General features: G+C 54.6%; 18 protein-coding genes. 12 read left to right on the forward strand and 6 right to left on the reverse strand.

Annotated features, from left to right (window positions below; all coding sequences use genetic code 11):
• Window positions 1–4 precede the first annotated feature (4 nt).
• Window positions 5–817 carry a phospholipid ABC transporter ATP-binding protein MlaF gene (mlaF, locus tag ACOTX3_RS03190; RefSeq protein ID WP_020687352.1) on the reverse strand — a complete coding sequence of 271 codons (813 nt, stop codon included), beginning with the start codon at window positions 815–817 and terminating at the stop codon, window positions 5–7.
• A 228-nt stretch (window positions 818–1045) separates the two neighbouring features.
• On the opposite strand from mlaF, the gene ACOTX3_RS03195 reads away from it, so the two are divergent.
• The 11 genes from ACOTX3_RS03195 (at window position 1046) to npr (ending at window position 8965) form a co-directional block, all read left to right on the forward strand.
• Window positions 1046–2023 carry a calcium/sodium antiporter gene (locus tag ACOTX3_RS03195; RefSeq protein WP_058679447.1) on the forward strand — a complete coding sequence of 326 codons (978 nt, stop codon included), beginning with the start codon at window positions 1046–1048 and terminating at the stop codon, window positions 2021–2023.
• Window positions 2024–2036: 13 nt separating this feature from the next.
• The gene (gene kdsD, locus ACOTX3_RS03200; RefSeq protein WP_014833452.1) at window positions 2037–3023 is read left to right on the forward strand and encodes an arabinose-5-phosphate isomerase KdsD; all 987 of its coding nucleotides are present in this window, start codon (window positions 2037–2039) and stop codon (window positions 3021–3023) included.
• A 14-nt stretch (window positions 3024–3037) separates the two neighbouring features.
• The gene (gene kdsC, locus ACOTX3_RS03205) at window positions 3038–3604 is read left to right on the forward strand and encodes a 3-deoxy-manno-octulosonate-8-phosphatase KdsC (RefSeq protein ID WP_029883391.1); all 567 of its coding nucleotides are present in this window, start codon (window positions 3038–3040) and stop codon (window positions 3602–3604) included.
• Window positions 3601–4176 (forward strand): LPS export ABC transporter periplasmic protein LptC, encoded by a 576-nt coding sequence (gene lptC / locus ACOTX3_RS03210; protein WP_013098939.1) that lies wholly within the window; start codon window positions 3601–3603, stop codon window positions 4174–4176. Before kdsC ends, lptC begins: the two co-directional genes overlap by 4 nt.
• A complete protein-coding gene (gene lptA / locus ACOTX3_RS03215) occupies window positions 4145–4699 on the forward strand; it encodes a lipopolysaccharide ABC transporter substrate-binding protein LptA (RefSeq protein WP_013098940.1) in 555 nt (184 codons plus the stop codon). Before lptC ends, lptA begins: the two co-directional genes overlap by 32 nt.
• A 6-nt stretch (window positions 4700–4705) precedes the next feature.
• Window positions 4706–5431, forward strand: a complete 726-nt coding sequence (gene lptB / locus ACOTX3_RS03220) for an LPS export ABC transporter ATP-binding protein (protein WP_013098941.1) — start codon at window positions 4706–4708, stop codon at window positions 5429–5431.
• Between the two features lie 47 nt (window positions 5432–5478).
• A complete protein-coding gene (gene rpoN, locus ACOTX3_RS03225) occupies window positions 5479–6912 on the forward strand; it encodes an RNA polymerase factor sigma-54 (RefSeq protein WP_013098942.1) in 1434 nt (477 codons plus the stop codon).
• 22 nt (window positions 6913–6934) lie between these two features.
• The gene (gene hpf, locus ACOTX3_RS03230) at window positions 6935–7222 is read left to right on the forward strand and encodes a ribosome hibernation promoting factor (protein WP_013098943.1); all 288 of its coding nucleotides are present in this window, start codon (window positions 6935–6937) and stop codon (window positions 7220–7222) included.
• Between the two features lie 82 nt (window positions 7223–7304).
• The gene (gene ptsN / locus ACOTX3_RS03235; RefSeq protein WP_013098944.1) at window positions 7305–7796 is read left to right on the forward strand and encodes a PTS IIA-like nitrogen regulatory protein PtsN; all 492 of its coding nucleotides are present in this window, start codon (window positions 7305–7307) and stop codon (window positions 7794–7796) included.
• A 45-nt stretch (window positions 7797–7841) separates the two neighbouring features.
• Complete coding sequence (gene rapZ / locus ACOTX3_RS03240; protein WP_013098945.1) at window positions 7842–8696, forward strand: RNase adapter RapZ; 855 nt, start codon at window positions 7842–7844, stop codon at window positions 8694–8696.
• Window positions 8693–8965, forward strand: a complete 273-nt coding sequence (gene npr, locus ACOTX3_RS03245) for a PTS phosphocarrier protein NPr (RefSeq protein WP_003861872.1) — start codon at window positions 8693–8695, stop codon at window positions 8963–8965. Before rapZ ends, npr begins: the two co-directional genes overlap by 4 nt.
• Before the next feature lie 37 nt (window positions 8966–9002).
• Here the strand turns inward: npr and mtgA are convergent, their stop codons facing one another.
• The 5 genes from mtgA to lptF all read right to left on the reverse strand — a co-directional run bounded on the left by mtgA (window position 9003) and on the right by lptF (window position 15261).
• Complete coding sequence (gene mtgA, locus ACOTX3_RS03250; RefSeq protein ID WP_020687356.1) at window positions 9003–9728, reverse strand: monofunctional biosynthetic peptidoglycan transglycosylase; 726 nt, start codon at window positions 9726–9728, stop codon at window positions 9003–9005.
• Window positions 9725–10378, reverse strand: coding sequence for an isoprenoid biosynthesis glyoxalase ElbB (elbB, locus tag ACOTX3_RS03255; protein ID WP_013098947.1), 654 nt, complete (start codon window positions 10376–10378; stop codon window positions 9725–9727). Before elbB ends, mtgA begins: the two co-directional genes overlap by 4 nt.
• Window positions 10379–10609: 231 nt before the next feature.
• Window positions 10610–12943 carry an aerobic respiration two-component sensor histidine kinase ArcB gene (gene arcB, locus ACOTX3_RS03260; RefSeq protein WP_013098948.1) on the reverse strand — a complete coding sequence of 778 codons (2334 nt, stop codon included), beginning with the start codon at window positions 12941–12943 and terminating at the stop codon, window positions 10610–10612.
• A 135-nt stretch (window positions 12944–13078) separates the two neighbouring features.
• Window positions 13079–14161 carry an LPS export ABC transporter permease LptG gene (gene lptG, locus ACOTX3_RS03265; RefSeq protein WP_013098949.1) on the reverse strand — a complete coding sequence of 361 codons (1083 nt, stop codon included), beginning with the start codon at window positions 14159–14161 and terminating at the stop codon, window positions 13079–13081.
• The gene (gene lptF / locus ACOTX3_RS03270) at window positions 14161–15261 is read right to left on the reverse strand and encodes an LPS export ABC transporter permease LptF (protein WP_029883394.1); all 1101 of its coding nucleotides are present in this window, start codon (window positions 15259–15261) and stop codon (window positions 14161–14163) included. Before lptF ends, lptG begins: the two co-directional genes overlap by 1 nt.
• Window positions 15262–15527: 266 nt before the next feature.
• On the opposite strand from lptF, the gene pepA reads away from it, so the two are divergent.
• Entirely contained in the window at window positions 15528–17039 is a 1512-nt protein-coding gene (pepA, locus tag ACOTX3_RS03275; RefSeq protein WP_058679448.1) for a leucyl aminopeptidase, read from the forward strand.
• The last annotated feature ends 17 nt before the right edge of the window (window positions 17040–17056 follow it).

Raw genomic sequence — 17056 nt, forward strand, 5'->3', positions numbered from 1 at the left:
TGGCTTAACTCCCTATTCCCAATAAATCGTCACGATAGTCGCCCGCAGGGTAGCGGAACGGCACAGGCCCATCCGCAATACCGTCGAGGAACTGCCGTACTCGCGGATCGCAGTTTTCCTGCAACGCCTGGGCGCTGCCGTGCGCGACGATCCTTTTGTCTGCCACAATGTAGGCATAGTCGGCAATACTCAACACTTCCGGCACATCGTGAGACACCACAATGCAGGTGACGCCGAGCGCGCTGTTCAATTCAGAGATGAGCTTCACCAGCACGCCCATCGTAATTGGATCCTGTCCGACAAACGGTTCGTCGAACATGATTAAATCGGGTTCCAGCGCAATGGCTCTCGCCAGCGCGGCACGGCGCGCCATGCCACCAGACAGCTCGGACGGCATCAGCTTTGCGGCGCCACGCAGCCCTACCGCCTCCAGCTTCATCATTACCGTGCTTTTCAGCAGCTCTGGCGGAAGCTGCGTATGCTCGCGCAGCGGATAGGCAACATTATCAAAGACGTTCATGTCGGTGAACAAGGCCCCCGACTGAAAGAGCATGCTCATCCGCTTGCGCACAGTATACAGGCGCGACCGCGACATCTCCGGTACGTTTTCGCCGTCGAAGAGGATTTCACCGCTATCGGGTGGGATCTGCCCACCGATAAGTCGCAGCAGGGTCGTTTTACCGATCCCGGACGGTCCCATGATGGCTGTGATTTTGCCACGCGGCACGGTCAACGAAATATCATCAAATATCAATCTGTTGCCGCGAGAAAAGCTCACCCCACGGACATCGACTAAATTCGCCATCGTTTGGCTCATTTACGGTTCCTTTCTTACCCTGCTTCATGCGAAGCGTGAAGCTTAAATCAGCCCTAAACCCCACATTTTTACAGAATATTAGCCGTAGAGGTTAGCGAAAGCTGGCATTTGTTTTACTTTTCCGGCGCATAAAGTCAAAATTAGGAATTCGTTACGTCTTAGGCTGTATGCAGCGCTAACAATTCCCGCGCGGTGGACCGGCGAGTATACCTGAAGAAAGGACTTTTGATGCTTTTAGCAACAGCACTGTTAATAATTGGTTTACTTTTGGTGGTCTACAGTGCTGACCGTTTGGTGTTTGCTGCATCGATCCTGTGCCGCCTCACTGGCGTCCCCCCTGTTGTCATCGGGATGACCGTGGTCAGTGTTGGAACCTCCCTGCCTGAAATCATCGTCTCTGTGACGGCATCGCTGCATGGTCAGATAGACCTTGCTGTTGGCACCGCGATTGGCTCTAACATCGTCAATATTCTGCTTATTCTGGGCCTGGCCGCGCTGCTCCATCCATTTCGCGTGCATTCTGATGTTCTGCGCCGGGAATTGCCGCTAATGTTGATCGTAAGCCTGTTGGCAGGATGCGTATTTTACGATGGCGTTCTGAGCTACAGTGACGGCATTTTCTTGCTGGCGCTGGCGGTCATCTGGCTGCTCTATAGTGTTAACATTGCCCGCCTGGCGGAAAAACAGGGTCAGGACAGCCTGACGCGTGAGCAGGTCGCCGAGCTACCGCGTGAAGGTACGCTGCCTGTGGCACTGCTCTGGCTGGGTGTCGCGTTGATCATTATGCCCATGGCAACACGGATGGTCGTGGATAACGCGACGGTACTGGCGAATTATTTCGCCATGAGCGAACTGACCATTGGCCTGACCGTGATCGCCATCGGCACCAGCCTGCCGGAGCTGGCCACGGCCATTGCCGGGGCACGTAAAGGTGAAGATGACATCGCCATCGGCAATATTATCGGCTCGAACATCTTCAATATTGCCATCGTCTTGGGCCTGCCAGCCCTGATAACGCCCGGGCCGTTTAACCCGCTGGCCTTCTCACGTGATTACGGGGTGATGTTGCTGGTGAGCGTTATCTTTGCCCTGCTCTGCTGGCGGCGGCAACGACAGATCGGCAAAGGCGCAGGCGCGCTGCTGACGGGTGGATTTATCGTATGGATGGCGATGCTGTACTGGCTTTCGCCTCTTCTCTCTGGGTAAACGGAAACGCATTATGTCGCAAATAGAATTGCAGCCGGGTTTTGACTTTCAGAAAGCAGGCAAAGACGTTCTGGAGATTGAACGTGAAGGTCTGGCGCAGTTAGATCAGTACATTAATCAGGATTTTAGTCTGGCCTGTGAGAAGATGTTCTACTGTGCCGGTAAAGTCGTGGTAATGGGGATGGGCAAGTCCGGCCACATTGGCCGCAAAATGGCCGCCACTTTCGCCAGCACCGGCACCTCCTCCTTCTTTGTACATCCAGGAGAAGCGGCACACGGCGATCTGGGCATGGTGACGCCGCAGGATGTCGTCATTGCGCTGTCAAACTCCGGGGAGTCCAACGAGATCCTGGCGCTGATACCGGTTCTGAAGCGGCTGCAGGTCCCGCTCATTTGCATGACAAGCCGCCCGGAAAGCAGCATGGCACGTGCGGCGGATATTCACCTGTGCGTGAAAGTGCCGAAAGAGGCCTGCCCACTGGGTCTTGCGCCAACATCCAGCACCACCGCGGCGCTGGTGATGGGCGACGCGCTTGCCGTTGCGCTCCTTGAAGCCCGCGGTTTTACCCCTGAAGATTTCGCGCTTTCCCATCCTGGCGGTGCGCTGGGTCGGAAACTGCTGCTGCGGGTTAACGATATTATGCATACTGGCGATGAGATCCCTCACGTCAGTAAAGAGGCCTCTCTGCGTGATGCGCTGCTGGAAATCACCCGTAAAAACCTGGGCATGACGGTGGTGTGTGACGATCTGATGAAGATCGAAGGGATTTTCACCGACGGTGACCTGCGTCGCGTGTTCGACATGGGCGTGGATGTTCGCACGCTGGGTATTGCCGATGTGATGACGCCCGGCGGGATTCGCGTTCGCCCGGGCACGCTGGCGGTGGATGTACTGAACCTGATGCAGTCCCGACATATCACCTCAGTGATGGTTGCCGATGGCGACCAATTGCTGGGTGTGGTACATATGCATGATCTGCTGCGCGCAGGCGTAGTGTAATGAAGGATAAGACAATGAGTAATGCGGGTGCATCCCTTGCAACCTGTTATGGTCCGGTCAGTGCCCACGTGATGGCAAAGGCAGAAAATATTCGCCTGCTGATTCTGGATGTGGACGGCGTACTGTCCGATGGCCTGATTTACATGGGCAATAATGGTGAAGAGCTGAAAGCGTTCAACGTTCGCGATGGCTACGGTATTCGTTGTGCGCTCACATCGGGTATCGAGGTTGCCATCATCACCGGGCGAAAAGCTAAACTGGTAGAAGATCGCTGTGAAACGTTGGGCATTACCCATCTGTATCAGGGACAGTCCGATAAGATGGCTGCTTTCAATGATTTACTGGGTAAACTGTCTATCGCTCCAGAACATGTGGCCTATGTCGGGGACGACCTGATCGACTGGCCGGTAATGGCCGAGATTGGCCTGAGTGTCGCGGTTGCGGATGCGCATCCGCTGCTGATCCCGCGGGCTGATTATGTTACCCACATCAACGGTGGCCGTGGTGCCGTACGTGAAGTCTGCGATCTGCTTCTGCTGGCGCAGGGCAAGCTTGATGAGGCCAAAGGGCAATCGATATGAGTAAAACCAGACGTTGGGTTATCATTCTGCTTTCGCTTGTCGCACTGATACTGATTGGCGTGAACCTTGCCGATCGTGACGATACGCAAACGGAAGTGATCAACAATAACGATCCAACCTATAAAAGCGATCACAGTGATACCGTAGTCTATAGCCCGGAAGGCGCGCTGAACTATCGCCTGATTGCCCAGCACGTTGAATATTTTTCAGATGACGGTATTTCGTGGTTTACCCAGCCGGTCATGACGACGTTTGATAAGGACAAAGTGCCGACGTGGTCGATTAAGTCCGACCGGGCAAAACTGACGAATGACCGTATGCTTTATCTTTATGGCCATGTTGAAGTCAACGCCCTGACCGCTGACTCACAACTGCGCAAAATTACGACAGATAATGCCCAGATCAACCTGGTTACTCAGGATGTGACGTCGCAGGATCTGGTCACTCTGTACGGCACAACATTTAATTCCAGCGGTTTAAGAATGCGCGGGAACTTACGCAGCAAAAACGCCGAGCTGATTGAAAAGGTTAGAACCTCCTATGAAATTCAAAACAAACAAACTCAGCCTTAAAGTAATTATCGCCAGCGCGATGCTGGCGGCCAGTCTTCCCGCGCTTGCTGTTACTGGCGATACCGAACAGCCGATCCATATCGAGTCCGATACGCAGTCTCTTGATATGCAGGGTAATGTCGTTACCTTTACCGGCAACGTGGTCATGACCCAGGGCACCATCAAGATTAATGCCGATAAGGTGGTCGTTACCCGTCCAGGTGGCGAACAGGGCAAAGAGATCATTGATGGCTACGGCAACCCGGCCACGTTCTACCAGATGCAGGACAACGGCAAGCCAGTGAAGGGCCATGCCAGCCACATGCATTATGAACTGGCGAAAGATCTGGTCATCCTTACCGGTAACGCCTATCTGGAACAGCTCGACAGCAATATCACCGGCGATAAGATCACCTATCTGGTGAAAGAGCAAAAAATGCAGGCCTCCAGCGAGAAAGGCAAACGCGTCACCACCGTGTTAGTGCCGTCTCAGCTGCAGGACAAAGGCAAGGGCCAGGCCCCGGCACAGAAGAAGAGTAACTAATTCGTTATGGCAACATTAACTGCAAAAAATCTCGCGAAGGCCTATAAGGGCCGCCGTGTCGTGGAAGATGTCAGTCTGACCGTCAACTCCGGCGAAATTGTAGGCCTGCTTGGTCCAAACGGTGCAGGTAAAACCACGACCTTCTACATGGTCGTGGGTATTGTCCCACGCGATGCCGGTAACATCATCATTGATGATGAAGACATCAGCCTTCTGCCACTGCACGCGCGCGCGCGCCGGGGTATTGGCTACCTGCCGCAGGAAGCCTCCATTTTCCGTCGCCTGAGCGTCTTCGATAACCTGATGGCCGTTCTGCAAATTCGTGACGACCTGACCAGCGAACAGCGTCAGGATCGCGCCAACGAGCTGATGGAAGAGTTTCACATTGAGCACCTGCGCGATAGCCTCGGTCAGGCGCTGTCCGGAGGGGAACGCCGCCGTGTTGAAATTGCACGTGCGTTGGCAGCAAACCCGAAGTTCATCCTGCTGGATGAACCGTTTGCAGGCGTTGACCCCATCTCCGTTATCGACATTAAACGTATTATTGAGCATCTGCGCGACAGCGGTCTTGGCGTGTTGATTACTGACCACAACGTCCGTGAAACACTGGCCGTATGTGAACGTGCGTATATCGTGAGCCAGGGCAACCTGATCGCCCACGGCACGCCACAGCAGATCCTCGAAGATGATCATGTTAAGCGCGTCTATCTTGGGGAAGACTTCAGACTCTGATAGGGTAGAGGTAACGTAACGCCGAACCGGAGAAAAATGCTCTGAACATGAAGCAAGGTTTGCAATTAAGGCTCAGCCAACAACTGGCGATGACGCCGCAGTTACAGCAGGCGATTCGCCTGTTGCAACTGTCCACATTAGAACTCCAGCAGGAGCTCCAGCAAGCGCTGGACAGCAATCCGCTGCTGGAGCAAGCCGATCTTCATGACGAGGTAGACACGCAGCAATCACAGGACACGGAAGCCCTCGATACCGCCGATGCACTCGAACAAAAAGAGATGCCGGACGAGCTTCCGCTGGATGCCAGCTGGGATGAAATCTACACCGCCGGAACCCCTTCCGGCACGCGTGCAGACTACCAGGACGATGAGCTACCGGTCTATCAGGGTGAAACCACCCAGTCACTACAGGATTACCTGATGTGGCAGGTGGAGCTAACCCCTTTCTCCGATACCGATCGCGCGATTGCCACCTCCATCGTCGATGCCGTTGACGACACCGGCTATCTGACCGTCACGCTGGACGATATTCTGGAAAGCATGGGCGATGACGAGATTGAACTTGAAGAGATAGAAGCCGTTCTGAAGCGCATTCAGCGTTTCGACCCGGTGGGCGTAGCAGCGAAAGACCTGCGCGACTGTCTGCTGATCCAGCTTTCGCAGTTCAGCAAAGAGACGCCCTGGATCGATGAAGCCCGCTTAATCATCAGCGATCATCTGGATCTGCTGGCAAACCATGATTTCCGTACCCTGATGCGCGTTACGCGTCTGAAAGAAGAGGTGCTGAAAGAGGCGGTTAACCTGATCCAGTCGCTCGATCCTCGCCCCGGCCAGTCGATCCAGACCAGTGAGCCTGAATACGTCATACCTGACGTGCTGGTCAGAAAACACAACGGCCGCTGGGTCGTTGAACTCAATTCAGACAGCATTCCTCGCCTGCAAATCAATCAGCAATATGCCTCCATGTGCACCAGCGCGCGTAACGACGCCGACAACCAGTATATTCGTAGCAATCTGCAGGAAGCGCGTTGGTTAATCAAAAGCCTGGAGAGCCGCAATGATACGCTGTTGCGGGTGAGCCGCTGTATCGTCGAACAACAGCAGGCTTTCTTTGAGCAGGGCGAAGAGTATATGAAACCGATGGTGCTGGCGGATATCGCCCAGGCCGTCGAGATGCATGAATCAACGATTTCCCGCGTGACCACGCAGAAGTATCTGCACAGTCCTCGCGGTATATTTGAGCTTAAGTATTTCTTCTCCAGCCATGTGAATACCGAAGGCGGTGGCGAAGCCTCGTCAACGGCGATTCGTGCACTGGTGAAGAAGTTGATCGCCGCGGAGAACCCCGCGAAGCCACTGAGCGACAGTAAGTTAACCACCATGCTGTCCGACCAGGGTATTATGGTGGCACGTCGTACTGTTGCGAAGTATCGAGAGTCTTTATCCATTCCGCCGTCTAACCAGCGTAAACAGCTGGTCTGACACAACCGATAAGGAAGACACTATGCAGCTCAACATCACTGGACAAAACGTCGAAATTACTGAAGCTTTACGCGACTTTGTGAACACGAAATTCGCAAAACTCGAGCAGTATTTCGAAAGGATCAATCAGGTCTATATTGTGTTGAAAGTGGAGAAAGTGACTCATATCTCGGATGCAACCCTGCATGTCAATGGGGGCGAACTCCACGCCAGTGCGGAAGGGCAAGACATGTACGCTGCTATCGACGGCTTGATTGATAAGCTTGCAAGACAGCTCAATAAACATAAAGATAAACTGAAACAACACTAATTGTCCGGGCAGTTAACGGGTGCAGGAAGGCCTGTTGTGGAGCACAACAGGCCATTTGTACAGTTAGCGCTTAGGTGAAATTATGATGAACAACGATTCCGCTCTTCAATTGAGCAATGTCCTTAACCAGGAATGTACCCGCAGTGGCGTTCACTGCCAGAGCAAAAAACGTGCGCTGGAGATTATCAGTGAACTGGCCGCAAAACAGCTGGGCCTGCCACCGCAGGTCGTATTCGAAGCCATCCTGACCCGTGAAAAAATGGGCAGTACCGGTATCGGCAACGGCATTGCGATCCCGCATGGCAAACTGGAAGAGGACACCCTGCGTGCCGTCGGTGTGTTTGTGCAACTGGAAACGCCTATTGCCTTTGATGCCATCGATAACCAGCCCGTTGATCTCCTCTTCGCGCTGCTGGTTCCTGCCGATCAGACGAAAACCCATCTGCATACGCTTTCACTGGTCGCTAAACGCCTGGCCGATAAAACCATCTGCCGTCGACTGCGCTCAGCGCAAAGTGATGAAGAGCTTTATGAAATTATCACTGAAGCAGAAGGCAGTCAGGATGAGGCATAACCAGGAGATGGCCTTCACATCTGTTATCCTGAGGAGAAACGGAACATGGTGCTGATGATTGTCAGTGGCCGTTCAGGGTCGGGGAAATCCGTCGCCCTGCGCGCGCTGGAAGACATGGGTTTTTACTGCGTAGATAACCTGCCGGTGGTACTGCTGCCCGAGCTGGCACGCACCCTTGCAGACAGACAAATCTCTGCCGCCGTCAGCATCGACGTCCGTAACATGCCTGAATCGCCAGAAATCTTTGAACAGGCGATGAGCAACCTGCCGGACACCTTTTCACCTCAGCTGTTGTTCCTTGATGCGGACCGCAACACGCTGATCCGTCGCTACAGCGATACCCGTCGTTTGCACCCGCTTTCCAGCAAGAACCTCTCTCTGGAGAGCGCAATCGACGAAGAGAGCGACCTGCTGGAGCCCCTGCGCTCACGTGCCGATTTGATTGTCGACACCTCCGAAATGTCCGTTCACGAACTGGCAGAAATGCTACGTACCCGTTTACTGGGCAAACGCGAGCGTGAACTGACAATGGTGTTTGAGTCATTCGGCTTTAAGCACGGCATTCCTATCGATGCGGATTATGTTTTCGACGTGCGCTTCCTGCCAAACCCGCACTGGGATCCGAAACTGCGTCCAATGACCGGTCTGGATAAACCCGTCGCGGCGTTCCTCGACAGGCACACAGAAGTTCACAATTTTATCTACCAGACGCGAAGCTACCTTGAGCTATGGTTACCTATGCTGGAGACAAACAATCGTAGCTATCTGACGGTGGCGATTGGCTGTACCGGCGGTAAACATCGTTCGGTCTATATCGCCGAACAGCTGGCCGACTATTTCCGTTCACGCGGAAAGAACGTTCAGTCCCGTCATCGCACGCTGGAAAAACGTAAAACATGACCGTAAAACAAACCGTTGAGATCACCAATAAGCTGGGCATGCACGCACGCCCGGCGATGAAGCTGTTTGAACTGATGCAGGGTTTCGATGCGGAAGTTCTGCTGCGAAATGATGAAGGGACCGAAGCGGAAGCAAACAGCGTCATTGCGCTGCTGATGCTGGACTCCGCCAAAGGTCGCCAGATTGAAGTCGAAGCCACCGGCCCACAGGAAGAGGAAGCGCTGGCGGCGGTGATTGCGCTGTTTAACGCCGGGTTTGACGAGGATTAATTTCAGCCCCGCTGGCGGGTGGCGTTGTGCTTACCCGCTACATCAGCTTATTACGTTGCATAAACCCTTCCCCGCCTAACTGACGCATCTGGCGCATGATCCACGCCTGACGGCTTCGCACGTACCCTGAAGGGGCACTGGCCTTAAAGCGGATGGGATTAGGCAAGACGGCAGCCAGGAGCGCCGCTTCGGACATACTCAGTCGGCTGGCCGGTTTATTGAAATAGCGCTGCGCGGCGGCCTCCACACCAAACACGCCATCGCCAAACTCAGCAATATTGAGATAGACGGTCAGAATGCGTTTTTTGCTCCAGACCGTTTCCATCCCCAGCGTCAACCCCGCTTCCAGCCCTTTTCGTACCCAGCTGCGACCGTCCCACAGGAACAGATTCTTTGCGGTTTGCTGCGATAATGTCGATGCCCCACGGACGCGGTTTTCGTGGCGTTCATTGTGCGCCAGCGCTTTCTCGATTGCCGCCACGTCAAACCCCCAGTGTTCCGGGAATTTCTGATCCTCTGCCGCAATGACCGCCAGCCCCATAAAAGGTGAGATCTCATCCATACTCACCCAGTCCGAGTGGGCCACATAGCTGAAATCACCGCTGAGCCATGCCCCAAGCTGACGCTCGACCATCACGGCCGAAAACGGGACCGGCATAATGCTGAATAAGGCGAGTCCGCCGCCCCAGAATACCGCGAGCACGAGAACGATGCGCAACAGGGCGCGTTTCACCCACGCGCCTGCGCCGAATTTACGACTCATTCAGTCAACACCAGCACTCTGGCCACCAGTTTTTCGATGCCTGCAGCGGCCTCGGCAATATTCTGCGCCAGCATCCAGGCAGGTGTGGTAACGACCTTGTTGTCTTCATCCACCACAATGTCATCCACCGGACAAGGTACGTGCTCGCCGCCCATCTCCTCGATGATTTCTGCGGTATCAATATCGGTGCCGATTGTCAGCCGCAGCGGGAAATCAAAAATTTTAGGCAGCATTGCCGGCGCGATACAGATAAAGCCCTGCGGTTTACCTGCCGCATGCATTGCTTGCGACAGCACTTTTAAATGGGGATCGATCTGACACGCCGCCCCTTCTGAAGCAAAGGTACTGAGATTTTTGGCCGCCCCAAACCCGCCCGGCACGATTAACGCATCGAGCTCAGCGGCGTCCGCCTGAATAAGGGGGTGGACATCGCCACGCGCAATACGCGCCGCTTCAATCAGTACGTTACGGGTTTCCGCCATGGCCTCTCCGGTCAGATGATTAATCACATCTGCCTGCTTTTTGTCTGGCGCGAAACAGATCGCTTCCGCCCCCTGCCTTGCCAGGGCCAGCAGCGTGATGACGGCTTCATGAATTTCTGAACCATCGTAAACACCGCATCCGCTCAGTACGACACCAACCTTTTTCATCCTGACGTTCCTTCTTTGCAACTTGCTGAAGCACATAATTAATTTTGATTAAAACGCTATGCTTCACACATTTCACTGATTCATGTAACAAACCATTTAAGATTTGCTATCTTATCTGCGTGCGGCCTAAATTTTCAGGCGGCGCCCATGCGAAAACAACACGAAAAATCAGGCGCAGCCACGATTTCCCTGGTGTTGGCGCAGTATTCGCGCACCCCGGTTAAGCCGGGGTCATTTTTTTCTGGCATCCACCCAGGCTTTTAGCACCGCCACATCGTTCTGCCACTCTTGTTTCATCTCCTCGACCCAATCACCCACGTTATCTTCCCATGCCGGTAAATCAGGTGACTGAATCTGTTGTCCCAACTGCTGTAAGTGGCGTAACCCGACAGAGCCAGCAGCGCCTTTGATCTTATGCCCTTCTTCCACAATGCCTTTCTGATCGCGTGCGGTCAGGTTGGACTCCAGCACGCTCAGGTAGCCTGGCATCATTTTTTCGAACACGGCCAGACCATCGGTAATCAGTTTTGGGCCAACCAGGTCGATGTACTGCTCCAGCATCGCAGTATCCAGAATCGTTTGGGCCTTCGCGCTATCAACAGACGTCATGGTGCTCTCCTCTTCATCATGGGTATCCCAGAACTTCTTGATCATGGCGGTCAGAGCAGGCACCGCCAGCGGCTTGCTGAGCACATCATCCATACCGGCATCGAGGTACTCTTTTTTATCTTTCAGGACGTTGGCCGTCAGCGCGACCAGCGGCGGCAGTTCATCAGCGGCATACTGCGTTGTCAGCGCACGGGAGATATCCAGCCCGGTCATGTCCGGCAGTTGAATATCCAGCAGGACGAGGTCATATTCGCCCGGTTTAAACATCTCCAGCGCGGCTTTACCGGTCATCGCCACGTCCACGCTGTTACCCAGTTTTTCCAGCACCGAGCGCGCCACAATCACGTTCAGCTCGATGTCTTCGACCAGCAGAACATGCAGCGCCGGGAGCGGCATATCGTCTTGTTCAAAGGTATCCTCAACCTCTTCTGCCACCGCCGGGGCATGCACCGTCAGCGTAAAGGTAGAGCCTTTGCCCGCCTGGCTGGCCACGGTGATATCACCGCCCATGCTCTTCGCGAGCCGTTTCGATACCGCAAGGCCAATGCCCGTGCCGGTAGCAGGCTTACCACCGTTGCTGTCCTTCACCTGATAATACATGGCAAAGATTTTGTCCTGCTCTTCCTGCGGAATGCCAATGCCTGAGTCTTCCACCTCAAAGTGCAGCATGTCTCCTTCGTCATAGCGGATACGCACCGCCACCTGCCCCTGCTGGGTAAATTTCACCGCGTTACTGATCAGGTTCCAGAGGATTTGGCGCAGACGCGTGCCGTCCGTGACCACTTTGTGCGGCAGCGGCAGGGTTGGCTCCATGACAAAGCTCAGCCCCTTCTGCTGCGCCTGCAGGCCGGACAGGTTTTCCAGATCGGCAAGGAAGCTGGTGAAATCAACCGGCTGGTTATCAAGCTGGACTTTACGGCGCTCCATCTTATCCATGTCAATAATATCGTTGAAGATATTCCCCAGCGTGACCGCCGAGACATGGATCGTTTTGAGGTATTTTTCCTGTTCCGCCGTCAGGTCGGTGTCCAGCAGAATACGACTTAAGCCGACGATGCCGTTCAACGGGGTACGCAGTTCATGGCTTATGGTGGAGATGAAGGTCGTCTTATCGCGGCTGGCGCGCTCAAGGGCATCCTGATAACGCTTACGCTCGGTGATATCGCGGCCAAAGCCCATCAGGCCGTGGCGTTTCCCGACGCGGTCGTAGTACGGCACTTTACGGATCTCAAAGCAGGCTTTACGCCCGTCCGGGTAATCCAGCCACTGTTCATAGGTCAGCGAGACATTGTGGCGGAAGACTTTTTCGTCCGTCTCCATGACCTTGGCGGCCGCCTCTTCTGAGTACACATCCTGGGGTTTCAGGTGGATCAGCTGCTTTTCGCTTTTGCCGGTCAGCAGCTCCATCGCCCGGTTACAGCCGGAGAACTCTTTGTCTTCGTTGCGGTAGAAAACCAGATCCGGAGAAGCATCAAGGAATGAACGCAGGAAAGAGGATTGCTGCTCAAGCTGGATCTGCGTCACCTCACGCTCTTTCATTTCGATTTTCAGCTGCTCAAGCGTCGCCTGACGCTCGGCTTCCGCCTTCTCACGATCTGAAATCTCCTGGTTAAGCTGGGCAATGTTGTCTTTCAGCTGGACGTTGAGCTTTAAATCGCGCTCGCGCATCTCTTCCAGCTTATCAACCAGTTTTGACAGGCGCTGACGGGACTCCTCCAGCTGTTCCACGACGACGGAAAGAAAATAGACCGCCCAGGGGGTGATCAGCAAACCGAAGAAGATAGAGCGGATGACGTCGATACTCTCGACCTGACCATGCAACACCATGGTCACGGCCATTTGCACGACAATGGCCAGAACAACCAGCGCCAGCGCCAGCAGCATGGAGAAACGCACCAGCCCGAGCTTCATCATCAGGTCGACGTAGTACTGGGCAAGCATTCGAATTTGCTTCATAGAGGATCCCTTCACGACTTTATCGCTCAATAATACTCAAATTCGCGGCGGGACGTTGAAGGTTGTGAGAAAAAGTGCGGGGTGAAACAGGAGATTAGCCTCGCTTCCGGCTAACCGGAAGCGAGGAGAGGAGAATCAGGAGCGTTTCAGCAGCAGCCAGAGGCTGATCAGCAGGAAGCTGGCGCTCGGCAGCAGCGCACCAATAATTGGCGGAATGCCGTAAACCAGCGTCAGCGGGCCAAAGATCTGATCGAGGACGTAGAATACAAAGCCGAAGCTGATCCCGGTGACCACGCGAACACCCATCGGTACGCTACGCAGCGGGCCAAAGATAAACGACAGGGCCATCAGCATCATCACCGCCACGGACATCGGCTGGAAGATTTTGCTCCACATATTGAGCTGATAACGCCCGGCATCCTGCCCGCTCGACTTCAGGTATTTGACGTAGTTGTGCAACCCGCTGATGGAGAGCGCGTCCGGATCCAGCGCCACCACCCCGAGTTTGTCCGGCGTGAGGTTGGTTTTCCACGTCCCGGACACCGTCTGAGAGCCGGTGATTTGTTTCGGGTTCGTCAGGTCAGACTCGTCAACCTGGGATAACCGCCACTGCTTGTGTTCGGGGTCAAACTTCGCTGACGATGCGTGACGTACAGACTGTAAACGACGCTCATCATTGAAGGCGTAAATACTCACGCCGCCCAGCTCATCATCCCCTTTCACGCGTTCGATATAGACGAAGTTCTGGCCATCTTTCGCCCATAACCCTTGCTGTGTAGAGAGCAGTGAACCGCCGTACATCGCCTGGGCACGATAGTTACGCGCCATCTGTTCGCCCTGCGGTGCCACCCACTCGCCAATCGCCATGGTCAACAGCACCAGTGGGATCGCGGTTTTCATGACCGACAGCGCCACCTGCAAACGGGTAAAGCCCGATGCCTGCATCACAACCAGTTCGCTGCGCTGTGCCAGCATCCCCAGCCCCAGCAGCGCGCCCAGCAGGGCCGCCATCGGGAAGAAGATCTGCACATCTTTTGGCACGCTGAGCAGGGTATACATCCCTGCACCCAGCGCGTCGTAGCTCCCTTGCCCGGCTTTTTTCAGCTGATCGACAAATTTGATAATGCCGGAGAGCGACACCAGCATGAACAACGTCATCATGATGGTGGTGAAAATGGTTTTACCGATATAGCGATCAAGAACGCCAAACGCCTGCATTAGATGGCTCCTTTACGCGAAAATCGGGCACGTATGCGGCGCACTGGCACCGTATCCCACAGGTTTAATCCCAGCGCCAGTAAGATGTACAGGCTGTTGACGAACCACGTCCAGACCATCGGGTCCAGCTTACCCTTCGCGCCGTTAGAACGAATCGAGGTTTGCAGCAGGAAGTAGATCAGGTACAGCAGCATCGCCGGCAGCATCGAGAGCACGCGCCCCTGACGCGGGTTCACCACGCTCAGCGGCACGACAATCAATGCCATCATAAACACGGTGAAGACGAGCGTAATACGCCAGTGGAACTCCGCGCGCGCTCTGTCGGTATCGGTGTTCCACAGCGTACGCATATCCATTTGCTCGGTATCCGTTGGATCGAGCGCCACCGCCTGATGACCAATAATGGCCTGATAGTTCTGGAAATCCGTAATACGGAAGTCACGAAGCATCGCGGTGCCTTCAAAGCGGGTGCCTTTATTCAGCGTCACGACCTGGGAACCATCTTTGCGCTGCGCAAGCTGACCGGAGTCTGCCACCACCACCGATGGACGGGCGTTTCCTTTGGTCCGCAGCTGCGCCAGGAAGACGTCGTTGAATTTACTGCCGTCGACGCTCTCAATAAACAGCACTGAGTTTCCGTCGGTCGCCTGCTGGAACTGCCCCTGCGCTAATGCCGCCATACCGGGGTTCGCTTTTGCTTCAGCCAGCACTTCATCCTGATGACGAGAGGACATTGGGCCCGCCCACATCACATTCACCGCGGCGACGATACCCGTGAACAACGCCAGTATCATGGCGGCTTTCACCAGAACAGCTTTGCTCAAGCCACAGGCATGCATCACCGTGATTTCACTCTCGGTATAAAGCTTACCGAGCGTCATGAGCAGACCGAGGAAAAGACTTAGCGGCAGAATAAGCTGCGCCATTTCCGGGATCCCTAAACCAAGCAGGGAAAGCACCAGATTCGTTGGAATTTCGCCGTCAACGGCCGCACCGAGGATCTTGACCAGCTTCTGACAGAAAAAAATCAGCAGCAGGATGAAGAGGATCGCCAGTTGGCTTTTGAGCGTCTCCCGCACCAGATATCTTATGATTATCACTTTAAATACGCCCGTAAAAACCCGTCTCTTTGCTGGAAAATCGCTTGTTTCATGGCTTAAACGTCATTTATTCTCTTGAGTCGTCGAAATCATCGCTAAGATTAAAACACCCGGCGGATTCACGCTTCAGGACTTTTTCTGACGTGTCGAAACCGTAATAACGTAAGATTAACACGAAGTCACCACAACAGCGGACTTGAGTTACGAAAGGTTTCAATTCTATCCGTAGCAGCCGCTGTTGTCTTTAAGATTCAGGAGCGTAGTGCATGGAGTTCAGTGTAAAAAGCGGTAGCCCGGAGAAACAGCGGAGTGCCTGCATCGTTGTGGGCGTCTTTGAACCACGCCGACTCTCCCCGATCGCCGAGCAACTCGATAAAATCAGTGACGGCTACATTAGCGCCCTGCTGCGCCGTGGCGAACTGGAAGGCAAACCTGGGCAGACGCTGTTACTGCACCATGTTCCGAACGTGCTGTCCGAACGTATTCTGCTGATTGGCTGCGGTAAAGAGCGCGAGCTGGATGAACGTCAGTATAAGCAGGTGATTCAGAAAACAATTAATACCCTGAATGACACCGGCTCAATGGAAGCCGTTTGCTTCCTGACCGAACTGCACGTCAAAGGTCGTAACACCTACTGGAAAGTGCGCCAGGCTGTCGAAACCGCAAAAGAGAGCCTGTACAGCTTCGATCAGCTCAAGACCAATAAAAGCGAGCCGCGCCGTCCGCTGCGTAAAATGGTCTTTAACGTGCCAACCCGTCGCGAACTCACCAGCGGCGAGCGCGCCATCCAGCACGGTCTGGCGATTGCCGCCGGGATTAAAGCCGCAAAAGATCTGGGCAACATGCCGCCTAATATCTGTAACGCCGCCTATCTGGCCTCTCAGGCGCGCCAGCTGGCTGACTCCTACAGCAAGAATGTCATCACCCGCGTTATCGGCGAACAGCAGATGAAAGAGCTGGGTATGCACTCTTACCTGGCGGTGGGCAACGGCTCGCAGAACGAATCCCTGATGTCGGTTATCGAATACAAGGGCAATCCGTCAGAAGACGCGCGTCCTGTTGTGCTGGTCGGCAAAGGCCTGACCTTCGATTCCGGTGGTATCTCCATCAAGCCTTCTGAAGGCATGGATGAGATGAAGTACGACATGTGTGGTGCAGCGGCGGTGTATGGCGTGATGCGTATGGTGGCTGAACTTCAGTTACCGATTAACGTTATCGGCGTGCTGGCGGGCTGCGAAAACATGCCGGGTGGACGCGCTTATCGTCCGGGTGATGTCCTGACCACCATGTCCGGCCAGACCGTTGAGGTGCTGAACACCGATGCCGAGGGCCGTCTGGTGCTGTGCGACGTATTAACCTACGTTGAACGCTTCGAACCTGACGTGGTGATCGACGTGGCCACCCTGACCGGTGCCTGCGTGATCGCGCTGGGCCACCACATCACCGGCCTGATGTCGAACCACAATCCGCTGGCGCACGAGCTTATCGGCGCGTCCGAACAAGCCGGTGACCGCGCATGGCGTCTGCCACTGGGTGACGAATACCAGGAACAGCTGGAGTCTAACTTTGCGGACATGGCGAACATCGGCGGCCGTCCTGGTGGTGCCATCACCGCGGGCTGCTTCCTGGCACGCTTCACCCGCAAGTACAACTGGGCGCACCTGGATATTGCCGGCACCGCATGGCGCTCCGGAAAAACCAAAGGCGCGACCGGTCGTCCGGTTGCGTTGCTGTCGCAGTTTCTGCTAAACCGCGCCGGATTTAATGGCGACGAGTAAGTCAAAACGGCAGTAAA

This window comes from Enterobacter cloacae complex sp. IR5384, assembly GCF_049237265.1.
GTDB lineage: Bacteria > Pseudomonadota > Gammaproteobacteria > Enterobacterales > Enterobacteriaceae > Enterobacter > Enterobacter cloacae.